Annotated in this window: 11 protein-coding genes and 1 pseudogene; 7 read left to right on the top strand and 5 right to left on the bottom strand. The window is 55.3% G+C overall.

Going from position 1 to position 16,632, the window contains the following annotated elements; genetic code table 11:
* Window positions 1-259 precede the first annotated feature (259 nt).
* A complete protein-coding gene (locus tag G3574_RS14100; protein ID WP_163964199.1) occupies window positions 260-511 on the top strand; it encodes a hypothetical protein in 252 nt (83 codons plus the stop codon).
* Window positions 512-931: 420 nt separating this feature from the next.
* On the opposite strand, the gene G3574_RS14095 is transcribed toward G3574_RS14100, so the two are convergent.
* Both G3574_RS14095 and G3574_RS14090 read right to left on the bottom strand, forming a co-directional pair.
* On the bottom strand, window positions 932-1,390 hold the full coding sequence (locus G3574_RS14095) for a cache domain-containing protein (protein ID WP_163964197.1): 459 nt from the start codon (window positions 1,388-1,390) through the stop codon (window positions 932-934).
* Between the two features lie 507 nt (window positions 1,391-1,897).
* Window positions 1,898-2,752, bottom strand: a complete 855-nt coding sequence (locus tag G3574_RS14090) for a class I SAM-dependent methyltransferase (RefSeq protein ID WP_163964195.1) — start codon at window positions 2,750-2,752, stop codon at window positions 1,898-1,900.
* Between the two features lie 127 nt (window positions 2,753-2,879).
* Here G3574_RS14090 and G3574_RS14085 point away from each other — a divergent pair, with 127 nt between their 5' ends.
* From G3574_RS14085 to G3574_RS14075, 3 genes are all read left to right on the top strand, one after another.
* The gene (locus G3574_RS14085) at window positions 2,880-3,392 is read left to right on the top strand and encodes a type 2 periplasmic-binding domain-containing protein (RefSeq protein ID WP_163964193.1); all 513 of its coding nucleotides are present in this window, start codon (window positions 2,880-2,882) and stop codon (window positions 3,390-3,392) included.
* On the top strand, window positions 3,386-3,724 hold the full coding sequence (locus G3574_RS14080) for a type 2 periplasmic-binding domain-containing protein (protein WP_163964191.1): 339 nt from the start codon (window positions 3,386-3,388) through the stop codon (window positions 3,722-3,724). The genes G3574_RS14085 and G3574_RS14080 overlap by 7 nt, the downstream gene beginning before the upstream one ends.
* An 855-nt stretch (window positions 3,725-4,579) precedes the next feature.
* Window positions 4,580-5,968: a hybrid sensor histidine kinase/response regulator gene (locus G3574_RS14075; RefSeq protein WP_163964188.1), complete on the top strand. Its 1,389-nt coding sequence runs from the start codon at window positions 4,580-4,582 to the stop codon at window positions 5,966-5,968.
* 379 nt (window positions 5,969-6,347) lie between these two features.
* Here the strand turns inward: G3574_RS14075 and G3574_RS28950 are convergent, their stop codons facing one another.
* Together G3574_RS28950 and G3574_RS14065 are read right to left on the bottom strand one after the other, a co-directional pair.
* A complete protein-coding gene (locus G3574_RS28950; RefSeq protein WP_163964186.1) occupies window positions 6,348-6,626 on the bottom strand; it encodes an HPP family protein in 279 nt (92 codons plus the stop codon).
* A 71-nt stretch (window positions 6,627-6,697) separates the two neighbouring features.
* Complete coding sequence (locus G3574_RS14065; RefSeq protein ID WP_163964184.1) at window positions 6,698-9,586, bottom strand: molybdopterin oxidoreductase family protein; 2,889 nt, start codon at window positions 9,584-9,586, stop codon at window positions 6,698-6,700.
* A 1,220-nt stretch (window positions 9,587-10,806) separates the two neighbouring features.
* On the opposite strand from G3574_RS14065, the gene G3574_RS14060 reads away from it, so the two are divergent.
* The 3 genes from G3574_RS14060 (at window position 10,807) to G3574_RS14050 (ending at window position 15,491) form a co-directional block, all read left to right on the top strand.
* Window positions 10,807-11,289, top strand: a complete 483-nt coding sequence (locus G3574_RS14060; RefSeq protein ID WP_163964182.1) for a chemotaxis protein CheW — start codon at window positions 10,807-10,809, stop codon at window positions 11,287-11,289.
* A gap of 50 nt (window positions 11,290-11,339) precedes the next feature.
* Window positions 11,340-13,061 (top strand): methyl-accepting chemotaxis protein, encoded by a 1,722-nt coding sequence (locus G3574_RS14055; RefSeq protein ID WP_163964179.1) that lies wholly within the window; start codon window positions 11,340-11,342, stop codon window positions 13,059-13,061.
* Between the two features lie 987 nt (window positions 13,062-14,048).
* Entirely contained in the window at window positions 14,049-15,491 is a 1,443-nt protein-coding gene (locus G3574_RS14050) for a cytochrome P450 (protein WP_163964229.1), read from the top strand.
* A gap of 393 nt (window positions 15,492-15,884) precedes the next feature.
* On the opposite strand, the pseudogene G3574_RS14045 reads toward G3574_RS14050, so the two are convergent.
* Window positions 15,885-16,064, bottom strand: a pseudogene (locus G3574_RS14045) (transposase domain-containing protein); the annotation flags it as partial.
* Window positions 16,065-16,632: the final 568 nt, after the last annotated feature.

Here is a 16,632-nt window from a genome sequence, read left to right as displayed (position 1 = left end):
GCTTCAAGCACAGTGAATCGACGCGCCGGGCGACATCGAGGAAGGGAACAAGGAAGGGAGATACAGGATCAGCGACCGAAGACTTATCCACAGCCGCGTAGCGATCTACGCATGAAATGGGTGGGTCAAAATTCGATGAAAATCGTGGGTCAGTTCTACGTGAACATCAACACTCCAGACGGAATATGGACGCACGCAGAGCAACGCGAATATGCTGTTTTCACGATCCTACGCTGTGCCGCAACCCGAGCCGATCCAAATGCAGTACCAGTGGCAGGCACGATACCGGTTCAGCCAGGTTGCGCAATTTGGTTTGCAAGGATTCGGTGAGTTCGGCAAATGGAATGATTGGAACCCAAAGCGCTTGCAGTCGCATCGCATCGGTCCGGCATTCGCGGGAGAGGCTTTAGTCGGAAAGCATGCTTGGAAATACGAGCTTTCGTATTTCATCGGCAAAGTGCGCGCGTCGCCGGCCAAGACCGTCAGCGTGCGGATACAGGCAACATCTTGACGTCACCTTACATCGTGGCCGTATCCACAAAAGTGATTAATAAATCATGCAGAGAGCGCATGTGAAAGTATCCATGCGCACTTGAGTAGCGACTTGGAAATATAGTACCGGCTCCAAACCGTGTGAAAACACTTAAATCAATCGGGCGTTTAGCGATGTGAAGGTGGGCGGCATCTACCGAGTTATGGCAACGGCAGCTTGGGGTTGTTAAGAGTCCCTTCGCTAGATGCAGTCCAAGGTCCGCAAGTCGGTTTATAGCTGCTGGCAACTGGCGCAGGCAAAAACCGAGTCCCGCCATAAGCCATCAGCCACGTCTATAGCTCAAAGGTAAAAAGAATTCTTCATTCGCAGATGACCTAACCCAGAAACGAATTAGGCCATCTCGAAATGAGACTTAGGCTTGACCAGGATCGATGGCTTTTAGTTGCCAGCGTATGCGCCGGAGCCAACCATGACATCCCCAACCATTTCGGCGTATCCCGTCTTCTTCTCAATTTGCTGGGTCGAAGGATTCAAGAACTTGAAAGTGTAAGTGCCACCTCCCGACATTGCGGCTTTCAGGAGGCCTTGGTTGAAGTAATTTCCGTCGGCGTCACGCATGTCGGACAGATTTTTGCCAATCAGCTTTTGATTGCCGCCGTGAGCAAGGTTTTTAAGCTCCTTGTCGTAGACGTAGATGTATAAGTCACGGTCGACGAAGGAGCCTTTCGGATCAGAGAACGCGGCGTAAGACTTTTCGGGACCGTTAGCCTTCAAATAAGCCTTGGCTTTTTGTACTAGCGCCTTGGCCTCGTCAAGGCTTCCGCGCTCTGCGGCGATACTGGTGAGAGGGATAGTTGCCAGCGCGAGGATGGCAGTAAATTTGGTCAAGCTGTGCATGGCATGCTCCCAGAATTTTATGAGTTGTTCATTGCTTTTTTAGGCTCAACCAGTCTTGATTCCTTTGGTTTGCTTGTCAACAAAAGAGATGTTTCGGGAAGAGACGTGTTGCATTTCTAATGATGTTGGTTGTGAAGATCGCCGCATATGTCATTGAAATACGCAGATTCGTCCAACATTTGCGCTATTTCGAAGAATATCCACATCTGGGAAACACCAAAGGTTCTTATGGGTCCAGTCCGTGTGAACACGCGCGATTGCCAGTACGCGATCTTGATTCTGATTGCTCAATTGCGCGCTTCCGAAAACGCACGAAAGTCAGCTTTCTGACAGCGGCTTTGGCAGCGCATGGTCGGACACGGATGTTCAGACCCCTGCGGACAAGGTCCGGAACCTGGCCTATAGCCGCCAACGGCACAATCACTGACAAGCTCCGCCTGGGGCCAGAAGCGGCCTGTGGCGAGAATTACGACTTCTTTATCCCGCTCTATTTGTTTTTTCTTCGGCTTATGCTTGGGCGCTCATTAGGTGAACAGGACCTGCGACACGGAGCCCGTCCTTGCGTGAGCTGAAGTAACGCATATTGATGTCTTCCGGTTCCAGGTCCTGAACAACCGAGAACCCCATGCTCCGGAGTTCATTCTTGACCGCAGGCGGCTCGAAGAAACCTATCCAGGGCTCGCCGATAGCTTTCAGGCGGCTTGCCAGCAGCAGCAACCGCACGCGCCGGATCAGGCTTTGCCCGGAAAAAGGCGTCATGTAGTCAAACACGATGCCACCACCGCCAACACAACGCGAACGCACGTAGCGCAGCGTCGACATGACGGTTTCCGGGGCAAGGTACATGGTCACCCCAAGCCATGAGAAGAAGGCTGGCGCCTCCATGCACAAGCCTGCCGATTGCAACTGGTCCGCCAGCGCCTGGGTTTCAAAATCGACAGGAACGAAATGTACCCCGTCCGGTATGCTAATCCCCGCTGCATGCAGGCGCTTGCGCTTGGACGCCTGCGTAGTCGGATGATCGACTTCGAACACTCGTAGTTGCCCAGGCGAATAAGGACTGCGATAGGCAAAAGTATCCAGCCCAGCACCGAGAATCACATATTGGCGCACTCCACGTTTGACCGCAGCAGCAAGTTCATCTTCAGCCAGTCGGCTGCGCGCAACCAACGCGGCGCGCAAAACGCGTGCCCGTTGCGATAGCAGCCCGCGTCCGCCAGCGAGAATCGCAGCGCTGTCTTTGGTGTCAATGAGACGTAGTGCCACGGGATCCTCAAATACGCGCGGACGGTCAAGAAGTTGATGCGCGGCCCGGCTAATTGCGACACGGTTGGCAGTAATGCTGGCGTAGTTTTCTTTCATGGCTCGCTCGTTTGGTGACTCGATCGGCATTGCTCTGCCGCATCGGGTTAATCGGTGGCAGAAGGTGATTTTCTGTGCTTGAATGGTGTTTGTAAATTGCAACCTTATAAATCCATAGTTGTGCGAGATGAGCCATACCTTCGCGCGGGTTCGCGAGATAGTGGGTGATCCACGCCTCGTACGTGCTGGTCGCAAGCTGGAGGTGACGCCCCGCGCACTCGAATTGAAGGAGCCCGTCAGTCAGTTGCTAGCGCAGGCAGGCGCCCTGTTCGACCGGTCGGAAGGGAGTATTGCGAACATCAGGCGCAGTTTCGATACCCATTCACCCGACGGCGTTTCAGTCGTCTTTGGCGCGCCGTTGTCATTGGCATCGCAGGAGCTGATGCCTGTTGCCAGCACCTGCTTCGTGTCTGCCACTGACAACGACAGCAGCGCCCTGCGCGAAGGCCGTATCTATCTCGATAACGGCACCTTCCGAAATATTGACCCGGAAATCCAGATTGCTCCTTTGGCCAAGCAGAGGATATTGGACGCCGTCAGAGCCGGACATACCTTGTTGAAAGGCAAGTTGACTGCCAAGCGCTATGCGGCCGAACGGGATGTCGCTGTTGCGCATAGCCGGGCGAAAGCTCAATGGTAGACGATGCGTTGGCGAAGATCGGACTGGTACGGTTCGTTGCACTGACTGTGCACAACTCGCATGGCGCACTGGTTGTCGCTGTGCACTCCCAGTTGATGGCAACCGTGCCAGAAGCCATGGCACTAGGTGCACAAGTAGTGTTTGACATCGAAAGGTTTGAACTGCCGCTTGACCTGCCCAAGGTGCCGCGACTGATAGCATGGCATCCGCGTTACACCGCCGACCTGGCGCATGTAGCGTTGCGCGCTTGCGTCATGCGGGTGATGAGCGAGAGGAACTGGACGGGACCGCCGCTCGACGGCATGGATTTCAGCCCAGTCCGGCGCCGCTAATATCGCGGCAGCAAGCAATGAATTTGCTCAGCGGCAAAGTACAGTCGGCTTAGAGTCGACAAGGACTGGCCGCCAACGTATAGCCAGGGTGCGGGAGGTGGGCTATCGCAGTCCGCGCCACTGCGGTGGGCAAACGGCCAATCAGGCTTGCAGCTGCAAAGCAAGTGTTTGCGTTTTGGACGATGGTGTGAACATAGATGCGGTAAACTTGTTCTCCATGCACTCTGGTTTCAATAGTCCAAAAAGGTACAATTGAATTCGCCCTCTGCAAATCAAACCATTGCTACAGTATCAGCCTTGGTTTGTCTATTACTACCCGGCATGGCCTTCATCGGTTGGAGCTTTGATCTCCGGATTCTGACGAGCTTCATTCCCGGGGGACCGAGCTTGTTTCTAAGCACTGGTATAGGGCTAGTCCTAGTTTCCGGCCTACTATTGTTCGGAGCGTCTCGACCGGTAGAGTTCGTGCTGATCAAGTCGGTTCTTGCCTTGGTTGTGCTGTTATTGGGCCTCGTTAGCCTTTCGTGTCATGCATTGGGCTACGCGCCTATGCCGTTTTCGCTTGCCACGGGAAAGGCTGCAACAGTGTGGAGTCTCCCCTCACCTGTGAGCGCCAGCTTCTTTATTGCAACAGGTCTCGGACTTTTTCTGATCAATTTCAGGAAGTACGTAGGGGTAGCTTAGGCCGTGGCGGTTGCGACGCTGCTTCTGTGTCTCCTGACACTGGCTGGCTACTCTTCCAACGGGACTGTGCTTTATCGTTCGCTACCTGGGAAAGGGACTTCGCTACCGACCACCCTCGGCTTTCTGCTGGCTGCAATTGGCGTCCTGGGCCTGCGCAGTCGGGAAGGGCTGATGGCATCACTCTCTGGTTCGGCTGCCGACAGCCGCTTGCTGCGAGAGCTGTTCATACCTGCCATTATCGCGCCGGTCTTGTTAGGGTTGGTTTTGGTTAGCGTTGTCCAGACAACTGGTGTCTTCAATGACGTAGGGACAACCATCTGGCTGTTCGGATGGGGACTTCTGATTGTTCTTATCATTGTCATGTGGCGATTCGCATACCATCTTCACCAGACTGAAAGTGCCCGGGAAGTGGTGGAGCACGAAAGAAACGAGGCAATGCAGGCATTGCAATTGGCCAATGAGCGCAAGAATGAATTCTTGGCAATGCTCGCGCATGAACTGAGAAACCCGCTGGCACCAATCAGCACAGCTGCTGAACTGTTGGGTACAGCATATGCGTCCGATCCGACTCAGGTACGGCTTGCCGGCGAAATCATCTCACGCCAAGTCAATCACATGGTGCATTTGGTTGACGATCTGTTGGATGTGTCTAGAGTCACCAGAGGAATGATTCCCCTGGACAAGCAAATCGTGGATGTCAGGCAGATTGTTGGCGACGCTATCGAGCAGGTTGAGCCCCTAATACAGATGAACGGACACAGTCTGACGATCGATATTCCCTCCTTTAGGGTTTTTGTGGATGGCGACCATAAGCGACTCGTGCAGGTCATGGCCAATCTACTTGCTAATGCTGCGAAATATACCCCTGAAAATGGTCAGCTTGCAATTTCAATGATGAGAACCGAGGGCAAGGTAACCATTAAGGTGCAAGACAATGGCCTAGGCATTGCGCCGGCTTTGGTTGACGAAATTTTTGGGCTTTTCATCCAAGCGAAACGGACGCCGGATCGATCCCAAGGCGGGCTAGGACTTGGCTTGGCATTGGTAAAGACTCTGATTGACCTGCACGGCGGCGAGGTATTCGCCGAAAGCGAAGGAGTCGGTAAGGGCAGTACCTTCACGATTGTGCTGCCAGAAGCTGTGGAACGACACCATTCGCCCGCTATCCAGAATAAGCAATTGAAACCTACCCATGTCTGTCGTGCTTTGAAGGTGCTGATCGTCGATGACAATGCGGACGCAGCCGACACGCTTGGGTCAATGCTGCGAGCAGAAGGCCTTCAGGTGTTCGTTACCTATGCGTCTAATCAGGCGTTGGAATGCGCATGTCATGAAAATCCGGATGCTTACATCATCGACATTGGGCTACCAGACATTGATGGCTATGAACTTGCAAGGCGCTTGCGGAAACGCCAGGACGGCTATTCGCCAATGCTGGTTGCATTGACTGGATACGGAAGTCAATTTGTTCGGGATAATGCAATAGATGCGGGGTTTGATCACTATTTTGTTAAGCCGGCGCCGGTGCAGAAACTCATCGCGGTTCTCGGTAAAGCTTGAGCCACAAGTTACTGACTGAACACGGTCAGGCCGAACAGACAACCTGTCTTTCCACCGCGGATGCACGCGGAATGTCTCTTTCAGGAATGCCTCTAGGACTGCTTTGGGTCGGCAAGGGTTTTTCGCCGCCAGTTAGCCAAGGTCCGGAAGGTGGCCCTTAACCGCCAGCGAGTTGGTTACGCCCAACAGCCGAGCGCGGCCACAACCAGACTGTCCTAGAACCCGTTCGACGCCAGCCTTTGTCGCTGTAGCTTCTGTTTAAGGTGCAAACTCGCACGCCATATCAGCTCGCCCAACAACATGACGAGGAAGACGGCAATGACGACCGATAGCGCGCTCTTCATCCTCGGATCCAGCGATCCAAGCGCCACGAACAAGGTCATGGCCTCGGCCGGGGATGTTTGAGCTTGCACAGTCGCTGAACCGACATCGACAGCAGTACCGCCAACGCGCCAGCGCCTGCCCGAAACACGTCCAGGCTGTTCACCGCCGTGACTGCGGGCGCACCGACGGCACCGGTGACATATCCCGCAGCAAACCCCGCTGACCGTCCGATCAGGTGCCCGCCAAGGACATTCTTTGGCTGTGCGCCTGGCTGACCCGGCGGGCCGGCTTGCAACGCGAACGTCTGTCCGAGACTGGGAAATAGCGACACCATATTGGTTCAGGCGCTTAGCATGCCAATAATTCCAAGCACGCTTGCGTAACCAACTGCCAGCAATATCCTGATCATGATGGAACAACGAGCGTCTGAGGCGCAGCCTGCCGCAGGCGGGTGCGCAGCCATGTGCGCTGGCGCTTGTTCTTGCTCCGGATTGCCTTGATCGTTTTCTCGAACTCCTTGTCGTGCTTGGCACGTGCCGCCTGTTCTAGTACGTCAAGCGAGATCATGCTTTCGTTGACCATCAGCCATAAGTCATGCAGGTCGCGCAGCATGTTGAAGGCGTTCGGGCTACGTTTCTCCAACAAGGCCTTGTCGAGTTTTTCAGGTTCGCCTTCCTTGCGTTCGCCGTAGCGTTGCACGAAGGGATCGAGCATGCGTGCAGATTCGTCTGACCATTGTGCAAAGACCCTGCAAAGCGAACTCATGTCGGGCTCTTCCTTATGGGTGTCACCAACTTGGTGGAAGCCCTCCACCAGGCGCCGCTCGGCTTCCTGCAGCAGGCCGATGTAATCGGCCATGTGCGCGCGTTCCGGCTTCATGTGCTTGACCGCCTGCACCGCGCTGTCCTTTAAGTCCTTCAGCGTTTCCGCCACCCCGTGTGCGGTATCTCCCGCCGCGCCGATGCCAATTTTCTCCGGTTGCGTACTCGACGGCTTCGGGATCTTTTCCAGCTTCACCGCAGCATATTTATAATGCGGCTGCTTGCTCACCGGATCCCATTCATACACCGTCAGTTCATTAGCTGCTCGGCTTCGGTCCGGGTCATCCCAGTAACCATAGTGGAAGGGGACGAAAATTTCCCCCGGACGGATATCGCCGATCTGCGCGGGTGCTTCCAGCATGCCGCGCCGGGAACGCAGCCGAATCCAGTCGCCTTCTGCGATGCGGAACTGTTTTGCATCCTGCTCCGAAATCTGCACGAAGGCATCAGGTGCTGCATCGACCAGCGGTTGCGAGCGTCCCGTCTTGGTACGGGTATGAAAGTGGTAGATCAGGCGCCCAGTCGTCAGGAATAAGGGATATTCTTCGTCCGGAGTTTCAAAAGGCTGCATGTAGTGTGCGGCCTTGAGCATGGCGCGACCGGCCGGATTGTTTGCCTTGTACTCGACGGGAGATACCATGCTGCCGGTAATGAGATCGTGCCCGTAGCTTTCGCATTTTTCAGGTTCTGTGGGAAATACCAATGACTTGTACAGGGACGGCTCACCGTCCGGATGTTCCTCGTTGCACGGCCACGGAATTCCGGACCCGGCAGAGAGCTTGGCGTAGGAGAGGCCGGTATAGTCACAAAGGCGGCCGCGAGTGCATTCTTTCCACGCCTCGAAAGCTTGTTCAGCCGTCGACCACTTGATCAGCGGGGCGCCATCCTTGTCACGCAAATCCATGCGCCGGGCAAAGTCGATGAAGATGTCGAGGTCCGAGCGCGCTTGTCCTGGCGGCTCGACCGCCTTGTGGCTGATATGCACGGTGCGGTCGACATTGGTGAAGCAGCCGGTCTTTTCCCCCCACAGCGCAGCCGGCAGCACCACGTCTGCCATCTGGGCTGTCTCGGTCAGGAACGCATCCTGCAGCACAACGAACAAATTCGAATGCCGCAGGATGCGGCGGATGCGATCGAGATTGGGCAGCGATACCGCCGGGTTGGTTGCTTGTATCCAAAGGAAGCGGATAGAACCCGTCTCGCAGTACCGGAAAATCTGCATCGCGTGGGTAGGCGGCGTCCAGTGCGGAATGATGGCTGCGTCGACGTTCCATAGCTTGGCCAGTTCCTGCACATCCTCGACGTTGTCCCAATTGCGAAATCCGGGCAGGTCGCCGTCGGCACCGCTCTCCCGCGTGTTCTGGGCTGTCGGCTGGCCGTTCATCTGCAGAATGCCGCATCCAGGGCGGCCGATTCTGCCGAGAATCAGATTTAAATTATTAATCTGAACTGCTGCCGCGGTGGCCTGATTGGACTGATACACGCCCTGCAGGCAGCTCGACAGCAACATTTGCGAACCCCCGATCATGTCTGCGGCAAGCCTAAGGTCAGCTGTCGGAATACCGGTGATACGCTCTACCTTTTCCGGAGGATACTCTGCAACCGTCTCCTTAAGCTTGGCGAAGCCGACCGTGTGCTGATCAATGAAGTCCTGGTTGGCATGCCCGCCTTCGATGATCAGGTGCAGTAGGCCGTTCATCACCGCAACATTGGTGCCGATGCGCGGCGCGAGATGAAGATCGGCTTCTCTTGCCGTCATGGTTCGGCGCGGGTCGATGATGATCAGCTTAGGCGGATTGGGTCCGCGCCGACGATCAAGCGTGCGCATCCACAATACCGTATCGGTGGCCGACATGTTATGTCCGACCATCAGAATGCAGTCGGTGGTGTCGACATCGAAATACGAACCCGGCTGGCCATCGCTGCCGAAGGTTTCCTTCAATGCCGCGGCAGCGGTGGCCGTACATAAGCGGGTGTTGCCATCCATATGCGGCGTGCCGAGGCCCGCCTTACCGATAACCGCCAATGTGTAATATTCCTCAAGAAAAAGCTGTCCGGTCGTGTAAAAGCCGATGGCGCCGGCGGAGTATTTCTCAAGTGCTTCTTTTGCCCTGGCGACAATCATTGCCATCGCTTCCTCCCAGGTACCGGGCTCCAGCTTGCCATTGCGCTTGATTAGTGGTTGCGTGAGCCGGTCAGGGCTATTGTTTGCCTCCCAGCCGTGTAGGCCTTTCGGGCCGAGGCGGCCACGATTAACGACATCTTCGGCGCGGCCACGGACACCGACAATGCGGCCATCCTTGACGCCGATGTCGCAGCCACAGCCATTCGAACAAAGGACGCAAGCCGATTGCACCCATCGATCCGGCTCTTCGGAAACACGCTGATCAACCCGTACCGGCCAACTCCCCTCACCATGAAAAGGCGTACGTTGGCCCCAAATGTCTGAAATACTGTCACGGGTCACTGGCATATTCACTCCTTTTGATCGATTGGGCTTGTTGTACGAGGTAATGCCGATGGGCTGCAGGAATGCAGAGCCTGCAGGGTCGCAAATGTAACAAATTTGACAAAGGCACTTACTAATAGTTTTGGCCAAATTTAGTTTCCGCCCCTATAAACGAGCCTGTATCAAACATGGGTAGACCAAACGCGATTGGAATGATCTGACTACCTGCCTTGCTGCTTCCAATGGGCTTTGGGCTGCTCGTACCGCCTCTGAATTACTGTGTCTAGCAGGAAAGCCTGGGCACCTGATATAAGGGCTTGCGATACGTTGACGCTTAGGTGATGCCCAGTTTTCTTGAAAACATATAAGCCTGTCAGCCAATTCTGCTGACTGCGCAAAAAGCGTATATGCCCATGGAGATGTCTGGGTTACTTCGATGTCTGCTGACGAGAATGCTGTATGGCAGCTTCGGGTCGATCTGAGTCCTTCGCCTCTATTTCACTAGTGACGGCTCTGCTCTGTTTAGCGGACATATAAATGTGAGCTTAACTGTGACGCTTCAGCTCCAAACGTAATTTCGCTCACACCCTGTAGCTTATTGATTCATAAGCATTTGAGAGTATGCGTAATCATGACAATGTGCGTTAGGCGCGCCTGCGATAGTTGCGCAAATGATGCAGTACGCGCACCAATCCTTCTGTGTTGCGGATCAGATCGGCCGGTTAGCCTCCCAGTGCTGAATGGTTAGACTGCAGCGATGCCCTCGCGCTCGCTGGTCGACAAATGATGGCATTGAGGTATCGATACATGCGTACAAACAGGACAGCAATCTCCCGTTACTTACCTTTGCCGAGATTAAGATGTATGTGCATGCGCCCATGCGCGATACTGTGGCGGACGATAATCCAAGGATCCGCTACAGGTACGGCTGCGATAGATCGAGTACTCGAGCCGCCCACTAAACCGCTTTGGTGAAAGAGGGCAAGCCAGCAGATTGGCTCACAGAAGCAAAACAACAATTAAATATCGTCAATATTCTGAATAAAGCGTCCTTTTTCAGCAACGCAAGCCACTTTGTTGCCTAAGAGAATTTCTTGGTTCTACAAAGAAAACGACTCAGCCATTTGTGGTTCGGTTAGCTTCATTATTGTTATAAGGCAATAACTGAAGTTGGTCATTGCACCAGCTTGCACCGGGTAGGCAATGCGGCTTGCCCATAACCATGGCGTAACGAGGAGCCATCTATGACCGAAACCACTGTTTCCACCACCGAGCTGCGACGAGAATTCCTGGCATTCAAGCTGGGACGCGAAGAGTACGGTATCGACATTCTTAAGGTGCAGGAGCTTCGCGGCCATGAACCATGTACCGTCATCGCTGGATCACCTGAATATATGAAAGGAGTGATCAACCTGCGGGGCATTATTGTGCCCATCATCGACCTGCGCATCCGCTTTTACTTGGGTGACGCCACCTACGACCAGTTCACGGTCGTCATCATTCTTCTGGTGCACGGACGAACCCTTGGCATGGTGGTGGACGGGGTGTCGGACGTAATCGGCTTGACGAAGCAACAGATTAAACCAGCCCCTGAAATTGGCAGCGCCATAAACACCGACTACCTGATCGGCATGGGAACCGTCGAGGAGCGGATGTTGATTCTGATGGACATCGACCGTCTCATGTCCAGTGCAGAGCTCGGGCTGGTCGAGCGCCTTGCTGCCTAAGAACCAAACGATCAATCAAATAAATAAACAAAGAACTGGGAGCCGCAAATATGAATCTTTCCAACCTCAAGATTGGCACACGCCTATATGGCGGATTCGGGGCCGTCGTCCTACTGATGATCGCCCTGCTGTCTACGGCCTACGTAAATTTTGCCCAGCTGGGCCAGGCCAACTACTTGAACGTCCACACCTACAAGGTGCTGGAAGAAGTCACTGGCATGCTCACCAGCCTGGTGAACATCGAAACTGGGCAGCGTGGCTTTTCCCTGACCGGCAAGGATGCGTCGCTCGAGCCGCTGAATGCTGGTAAGAATGATTTTAAGAAGCATTGGGAAGAGGCCAAACGCCTCACCTCTGACAATCCGAAGCAGCAGGAACGGTTGACACAATTGCAGGCATCGCAACAGAAATGGATGTCGGATGCCATCGAGCCCGCCATCACCCTGCGGCGGGACATTGAACGCGGCAAGTCACAAATGGACGCCGCTGTCGAAATGGAGCGGGCTGCAAAGGGCAAGCAGGCAATGGATGCGATGCGCGGGCTCCTCGGCGACCTCGACAAGGAAGAGCGTTCTCTGCTGGCGGTGCGTGCGCAGGACGCCGCATCGCTGCAGACGCAAACGAGTAGCAGCATCATTATCGGCGGCATCATCGGCGCAATGGGTGCGGCGTTCCTGTCGATCTGGTTGACGCGGAACATCACCAGACCGATGGCTGACGCCGTCGAGCTTGCCAAGCGCGTAGCCCAGGGCGACCTGACGGCGCGCATCGATACCAAGTCCACCGACGAGACCGGCCAACTGATCGCTGCGCTGCGTGACATGAATCAAAGCCTTGGCGGCATCGTATCGGAGGTGCGCAACGGCACGGACCAGATTTCCGCCGCATCGAGCCAGATCGCCGACGGCAACATGGACTTGTCTTCCCGCACCGAGCAGCAAGCCAGCTCGCTTGAAGAAACCGCCTCCTCGATGGAAGAACTGACTTCGACGGTACAGCAGAATGCCGAGAACGCGCGTCAAGCGAATTCGTTGGCCAATTCCGCTTCTGAAATCGCGCAGCGAGGCGGCGCGGTGGTGTCCGAAGTCGTCGGAACGATGGGCGCCATAAATGATTCCGCACGCAAGATCGTCGACATCATCACCGTCATCGACAGCATCGCTTTCCAGACCAACATCCTGGCCCTCAACGCGGCGGTCGAAGCGGCACGGGCAGGCGAACAGGGACGCGGCTTCGCCGTCGTTGCCAGTGAAGTGCGCACGCTGGCCCAGCGCTCCGCCAACGCTGCGAAGGAGATCAAGACGCTGATCAACGACTCTGTGGAGAAGGTCGATGCGGGAAGCAAGCTGGTCAACCACGCCGGCGCCACCATGGACGAAGTCGTTGCCAGCGTCAAGCGCGTGACCGACATCATCGCCGAGATTGCCGAGGCTAGCGAAGAACAGCGCAATGGCATTGAGCAGGTCAACCAGGCAATCACCCAGATGGACGCCGTGACGCAGCAAAACGCGGCTTTGGTGGAAGAAGCCGCGGCCGCGGCGAATGCGATGCAGGATCAGTCAGCAAATCTGTCCCGAATGGTCGCGGTATTCACAATTGACACCTCGATGCATCGGCAACAGTTGGCCAAACCCGCAGTGTCAGCTGTGAACGCAAAGATGCCAAGCAAGAAGACAACGAAAAGCTTGCCTGTTGCAAAGCCGCTAACACCAAAGAATGCTCATTTGGCAAAGGCGACCGCAACTGCGGGCAAGGACTGGGAAGAGTTCTGACAACTTTGTCGGGTTCGTGGTACTCGGTGTTAAAAGCTGAAGAGAAACCCTGCCTGTCGAAGACAGGCAGGTTAAAGGTTTTGTAAAAACACTTTTTTCTTGCACCACCCTAAGGATGGTCAGTGAACGGCAGCTAACGGGGAGCGGCAATGTCAGCTGTGGGTCGGCAAGGGCCTTTCACCGACGGTTTAGGAAGGTCAGCAAAGCGAACTATAGCGGCCCGCTGCACGACGTCAGCTCAGAGCTCATTCTAATCAGAAGCCATCCTTCGCGATACCCAAACAAGTTTTTTCTAGTCAATAGACATTTACGGCAATAATGCTGTTCTGAAGCAATAAAGAACGCACAATGACAACTGATTTCGTCCCATTTGATTCGTCGATTATTGCAGCACTTTCCCAAAGCCCGTTGCGACTTAATGAAATTGTGCGGTAGTTGCTGTCGGCAATCAGGCGCTGCGCCTCAACATACTACGGGCCGGCGCATCACCAAGTGAAAGTGCGGACACAACGATCAATGAGCGGTAGGATGCAGAGAATACGGGGGATGCAGCATGAAACACTAACAGTCTCCTTCTGATCTGCAACTGGCACCAGAGATGGCGCGCCTGGCGTCTGCGGAGGCCAAGGCTTTTTTTGCTTTCGATCATACGGCCAAGCGCGGAGATGGATAGATCCCGCCACGCGTTCGTGAAATGATTGCGCTCGCCGTCGCGAAGACCACGCATTGCATGCCGGCGGCACGCTGGGACATGGATTTCTGGCACTGTGCCTGTTCGACGAAGCGGCGTGAAAGTGCAGGGCGGCAAGGGATCCGGCGCGATATGCGGTGAAGCAAGTGCATGTCGCGTTCCAGCCTTGTCATGGGTTGTTGAGCAAGGTAATCGGCAGCATGGCTGACCGTGCAGGCCACTTACGCATGCCGCAAACGCAATGCGATACCATACCTGATCTTGCAGCAGTGCCATCACGACAATCAGGAGACCTCATGTCGGCGCACGACTCGTCCTTTGCTTCCGCAGCACCAACGCGCGACTTCACGCAGTTCACCGGGCCGAAGGGTATCCCGGTGCTTGGCAACATGCTGCAGCTGGATTCCCTCCGATTCCACCGCCAGCTGGAAGACTGGGCCGAGCAGTACGGCAACATCTATCGGCTGCGTCTGGCGTCACGGGAGGCCCTGGTTGTCTCCGACCCCGCCATGATCGCCACCATGCTCCATGACCGTCCGGATGCCTTCCGCCGGTCGAGCCGTACGGCCGCCGTGCTCGAAGAACTCGGCACGCGGGGACTCTTTACCGCCGAGGGAGAGGAATGGCGCAAGCAGCGCAAGCTGGTGATGCGCGCGCTGACGCCCGAAGTGATCCGCAACTTCTTTCCCACGATGGTGCTGCTGACGGAACGCCTGCGCCGACGTTGGGAAGAGAACATCCGCCGTGGCGAGCCGGTGGACATCCTGCGGGACCTGAAGGCCTATGCGCTGGACGTTACCGTCTGGCTGGCGATGGGGCATGATATCAATACCCTGGAGCATCCGGAAAATCCGCTGCAGCGCGATATCGAGTTCATGTTCAACCGTGTGGCGCGACGTGTGACCACCCCCTTGCCTTACTGGCGTTATTTCAAGCTTGACGTGGATCGCCAAGCCGATGCCGCGGCGCAGCGTATTTCCGCATCCGTCACAGGTTTCATCGAGCAAGCGCGGCGCGAACTGCACGATAGCCCGGCGTTACGCGACAAGCCGCGCAACATGCTGCAGGCGCTTCTGCTGGCGCGCGATGAACCGAACTCGGGTTTTGACGACAGCCACGTCATCGGTAACGCAGGCACCATGGTATTCGCCGGTGAGGACACGACATCGAACACCATCGGCTGGCTGGTCTATTTCCTCGCCCGTCATCCCGAGGCAGCCGAGCGCCTGCGGCAGGAGACTGATTCCGTGCTTACCGGGCCGGTGAACGACGATTTCGCCAGTCTCGAAAAATTTTCCTGGCTCGACGCCGCGGTCAATGAAGCAATGCGCCTGAAGCCGGTAGCGCCTTTCATGGCCGCAGAGGCGAACCACGATACCGTCGTCGGCGGTGTTACCATTCCCAAGGGAATAATTTCATTCCTTCTGCTGCGGCGTTCGAGCTTCATCGCAAACCAATGGGAGGCCGCCTCGTCCTTCCTGCCCGAGCGCTGGCTGGCGGATGGCCGCGGCAATCCCATGTCACCCGCCAGCGATGTGGCGCGCAAGATATCGCCCTTTGGCGGAGGTCCGCGATTCTGCCCCGGACGTTACCTCGCATTCGCAGAAATCCGCATGGTGAGCTCGATGCTCGCTCGTAATTTCAACCTGCATTACGACCAGGCGGCAAAGCCCGTGGACGAGATCTTTACCTTTACCATGACGCCTGATTCGATGCCGGTCAGGTTGACATTGCGTTAGGCGCCGCTGTCTTGGAATGTTGAAGGAACAGCGGTCCTGCTGCGGGCGACATTGCCAATGCAGATCGGATTTGGTCACAGGCAATGTTCGAGCCGAAGCAAAGCGCGTCATTAAATCGAAATGACAGGATCGCAAAAACAACCTGGTCATAGACAGTATCGAGGACGGGTCTGGTCTGAACGTTACTGACTGCGTTGACAAACGTGTCATGACGATAAGTTCGGAGTACTGGTCGTCCCTGTAAGTTAGTGCTTGAGGTCGCGTTTTGTACAGTGTAGGAGCGGCGCTTGTCGGCCGGTCGTAAAGGTATCAATGAACAGGTCGTAGATGCACATTCTTCCAAGACCCCGCTACCAGCAGAGAAAGTAGAAAGCCATATTCTGGGCCGTTGCATTATCCGGTGCAACTGTGAAGATCCGAACGTAGCGGCTTGGCGGCAAACCTCTCTTTCCAGATGCGCGGCGTCAGCTCATCCACCAGCGCCGCCAGATGCTGCCCAACCCGCTGCAACACATCCACGAAGTAGTCGTACGGATCGATGCCGTGCAGGCGGCATGTCACGGTCAAGCTTTGCCGGGTGGTTTCGATCGAACAGCTTGGGAATCTGATGGGGTGAGTCTCCATTCTTCCATCGTTCCCACATTAATGCCCGTTGGCTTTCTGAATAATAGATTCGACGTCTTTGCTTCATAGGTGGCATCCTGCGGCTAATTTAGCCGCTAGTATGTTGCATCTACCGGTTGAATCCGCCGGCCCCTAGATGCCAGACGGATCCATTCCAACTTACTGCCAAGCACGGCCCACGGCCCGAAGCAGCCATTGTTTGAACCCATAACCAATAAACATAAAATTCTGAAGCGGTGGCTTGAAATCTTGTGCTAGGCGCAAACCTTCGAATGACGATTCAATAATAAGAAGGTCAAACGTGTTTTTAAACGGAAACGGACATGGAGGCGACCGCTGTTCTATGTGTTGCTCCCTATCTTTTTTGTGATGGCCTTTCTTGGATTCCCGCTCCCTGTAGCACCCCCTCCTGCCATGAAAGCTAGACAGAAGGAATCCGCACCGGTCAAAAAAAGGAAACAGGTTGAACCATTCTTTGAGATCGACGATGCAAATCCACCTAGCACGCGTGATCATT

It is taken from the genome of Noviherbaspirillum galbum (genome assembly GCF_010974945.1).
Classification (GTDB): Bacteria; Pseudomonadota; Gammaproteobacteria; order Burkholderiales; family Burkholderiaceae_D; genus Noviherbaspirillum; species Noviherbaspirillum galbum.
This window is presented reverse-complemented; position numbering and strand designations above follow the sequence as displayed.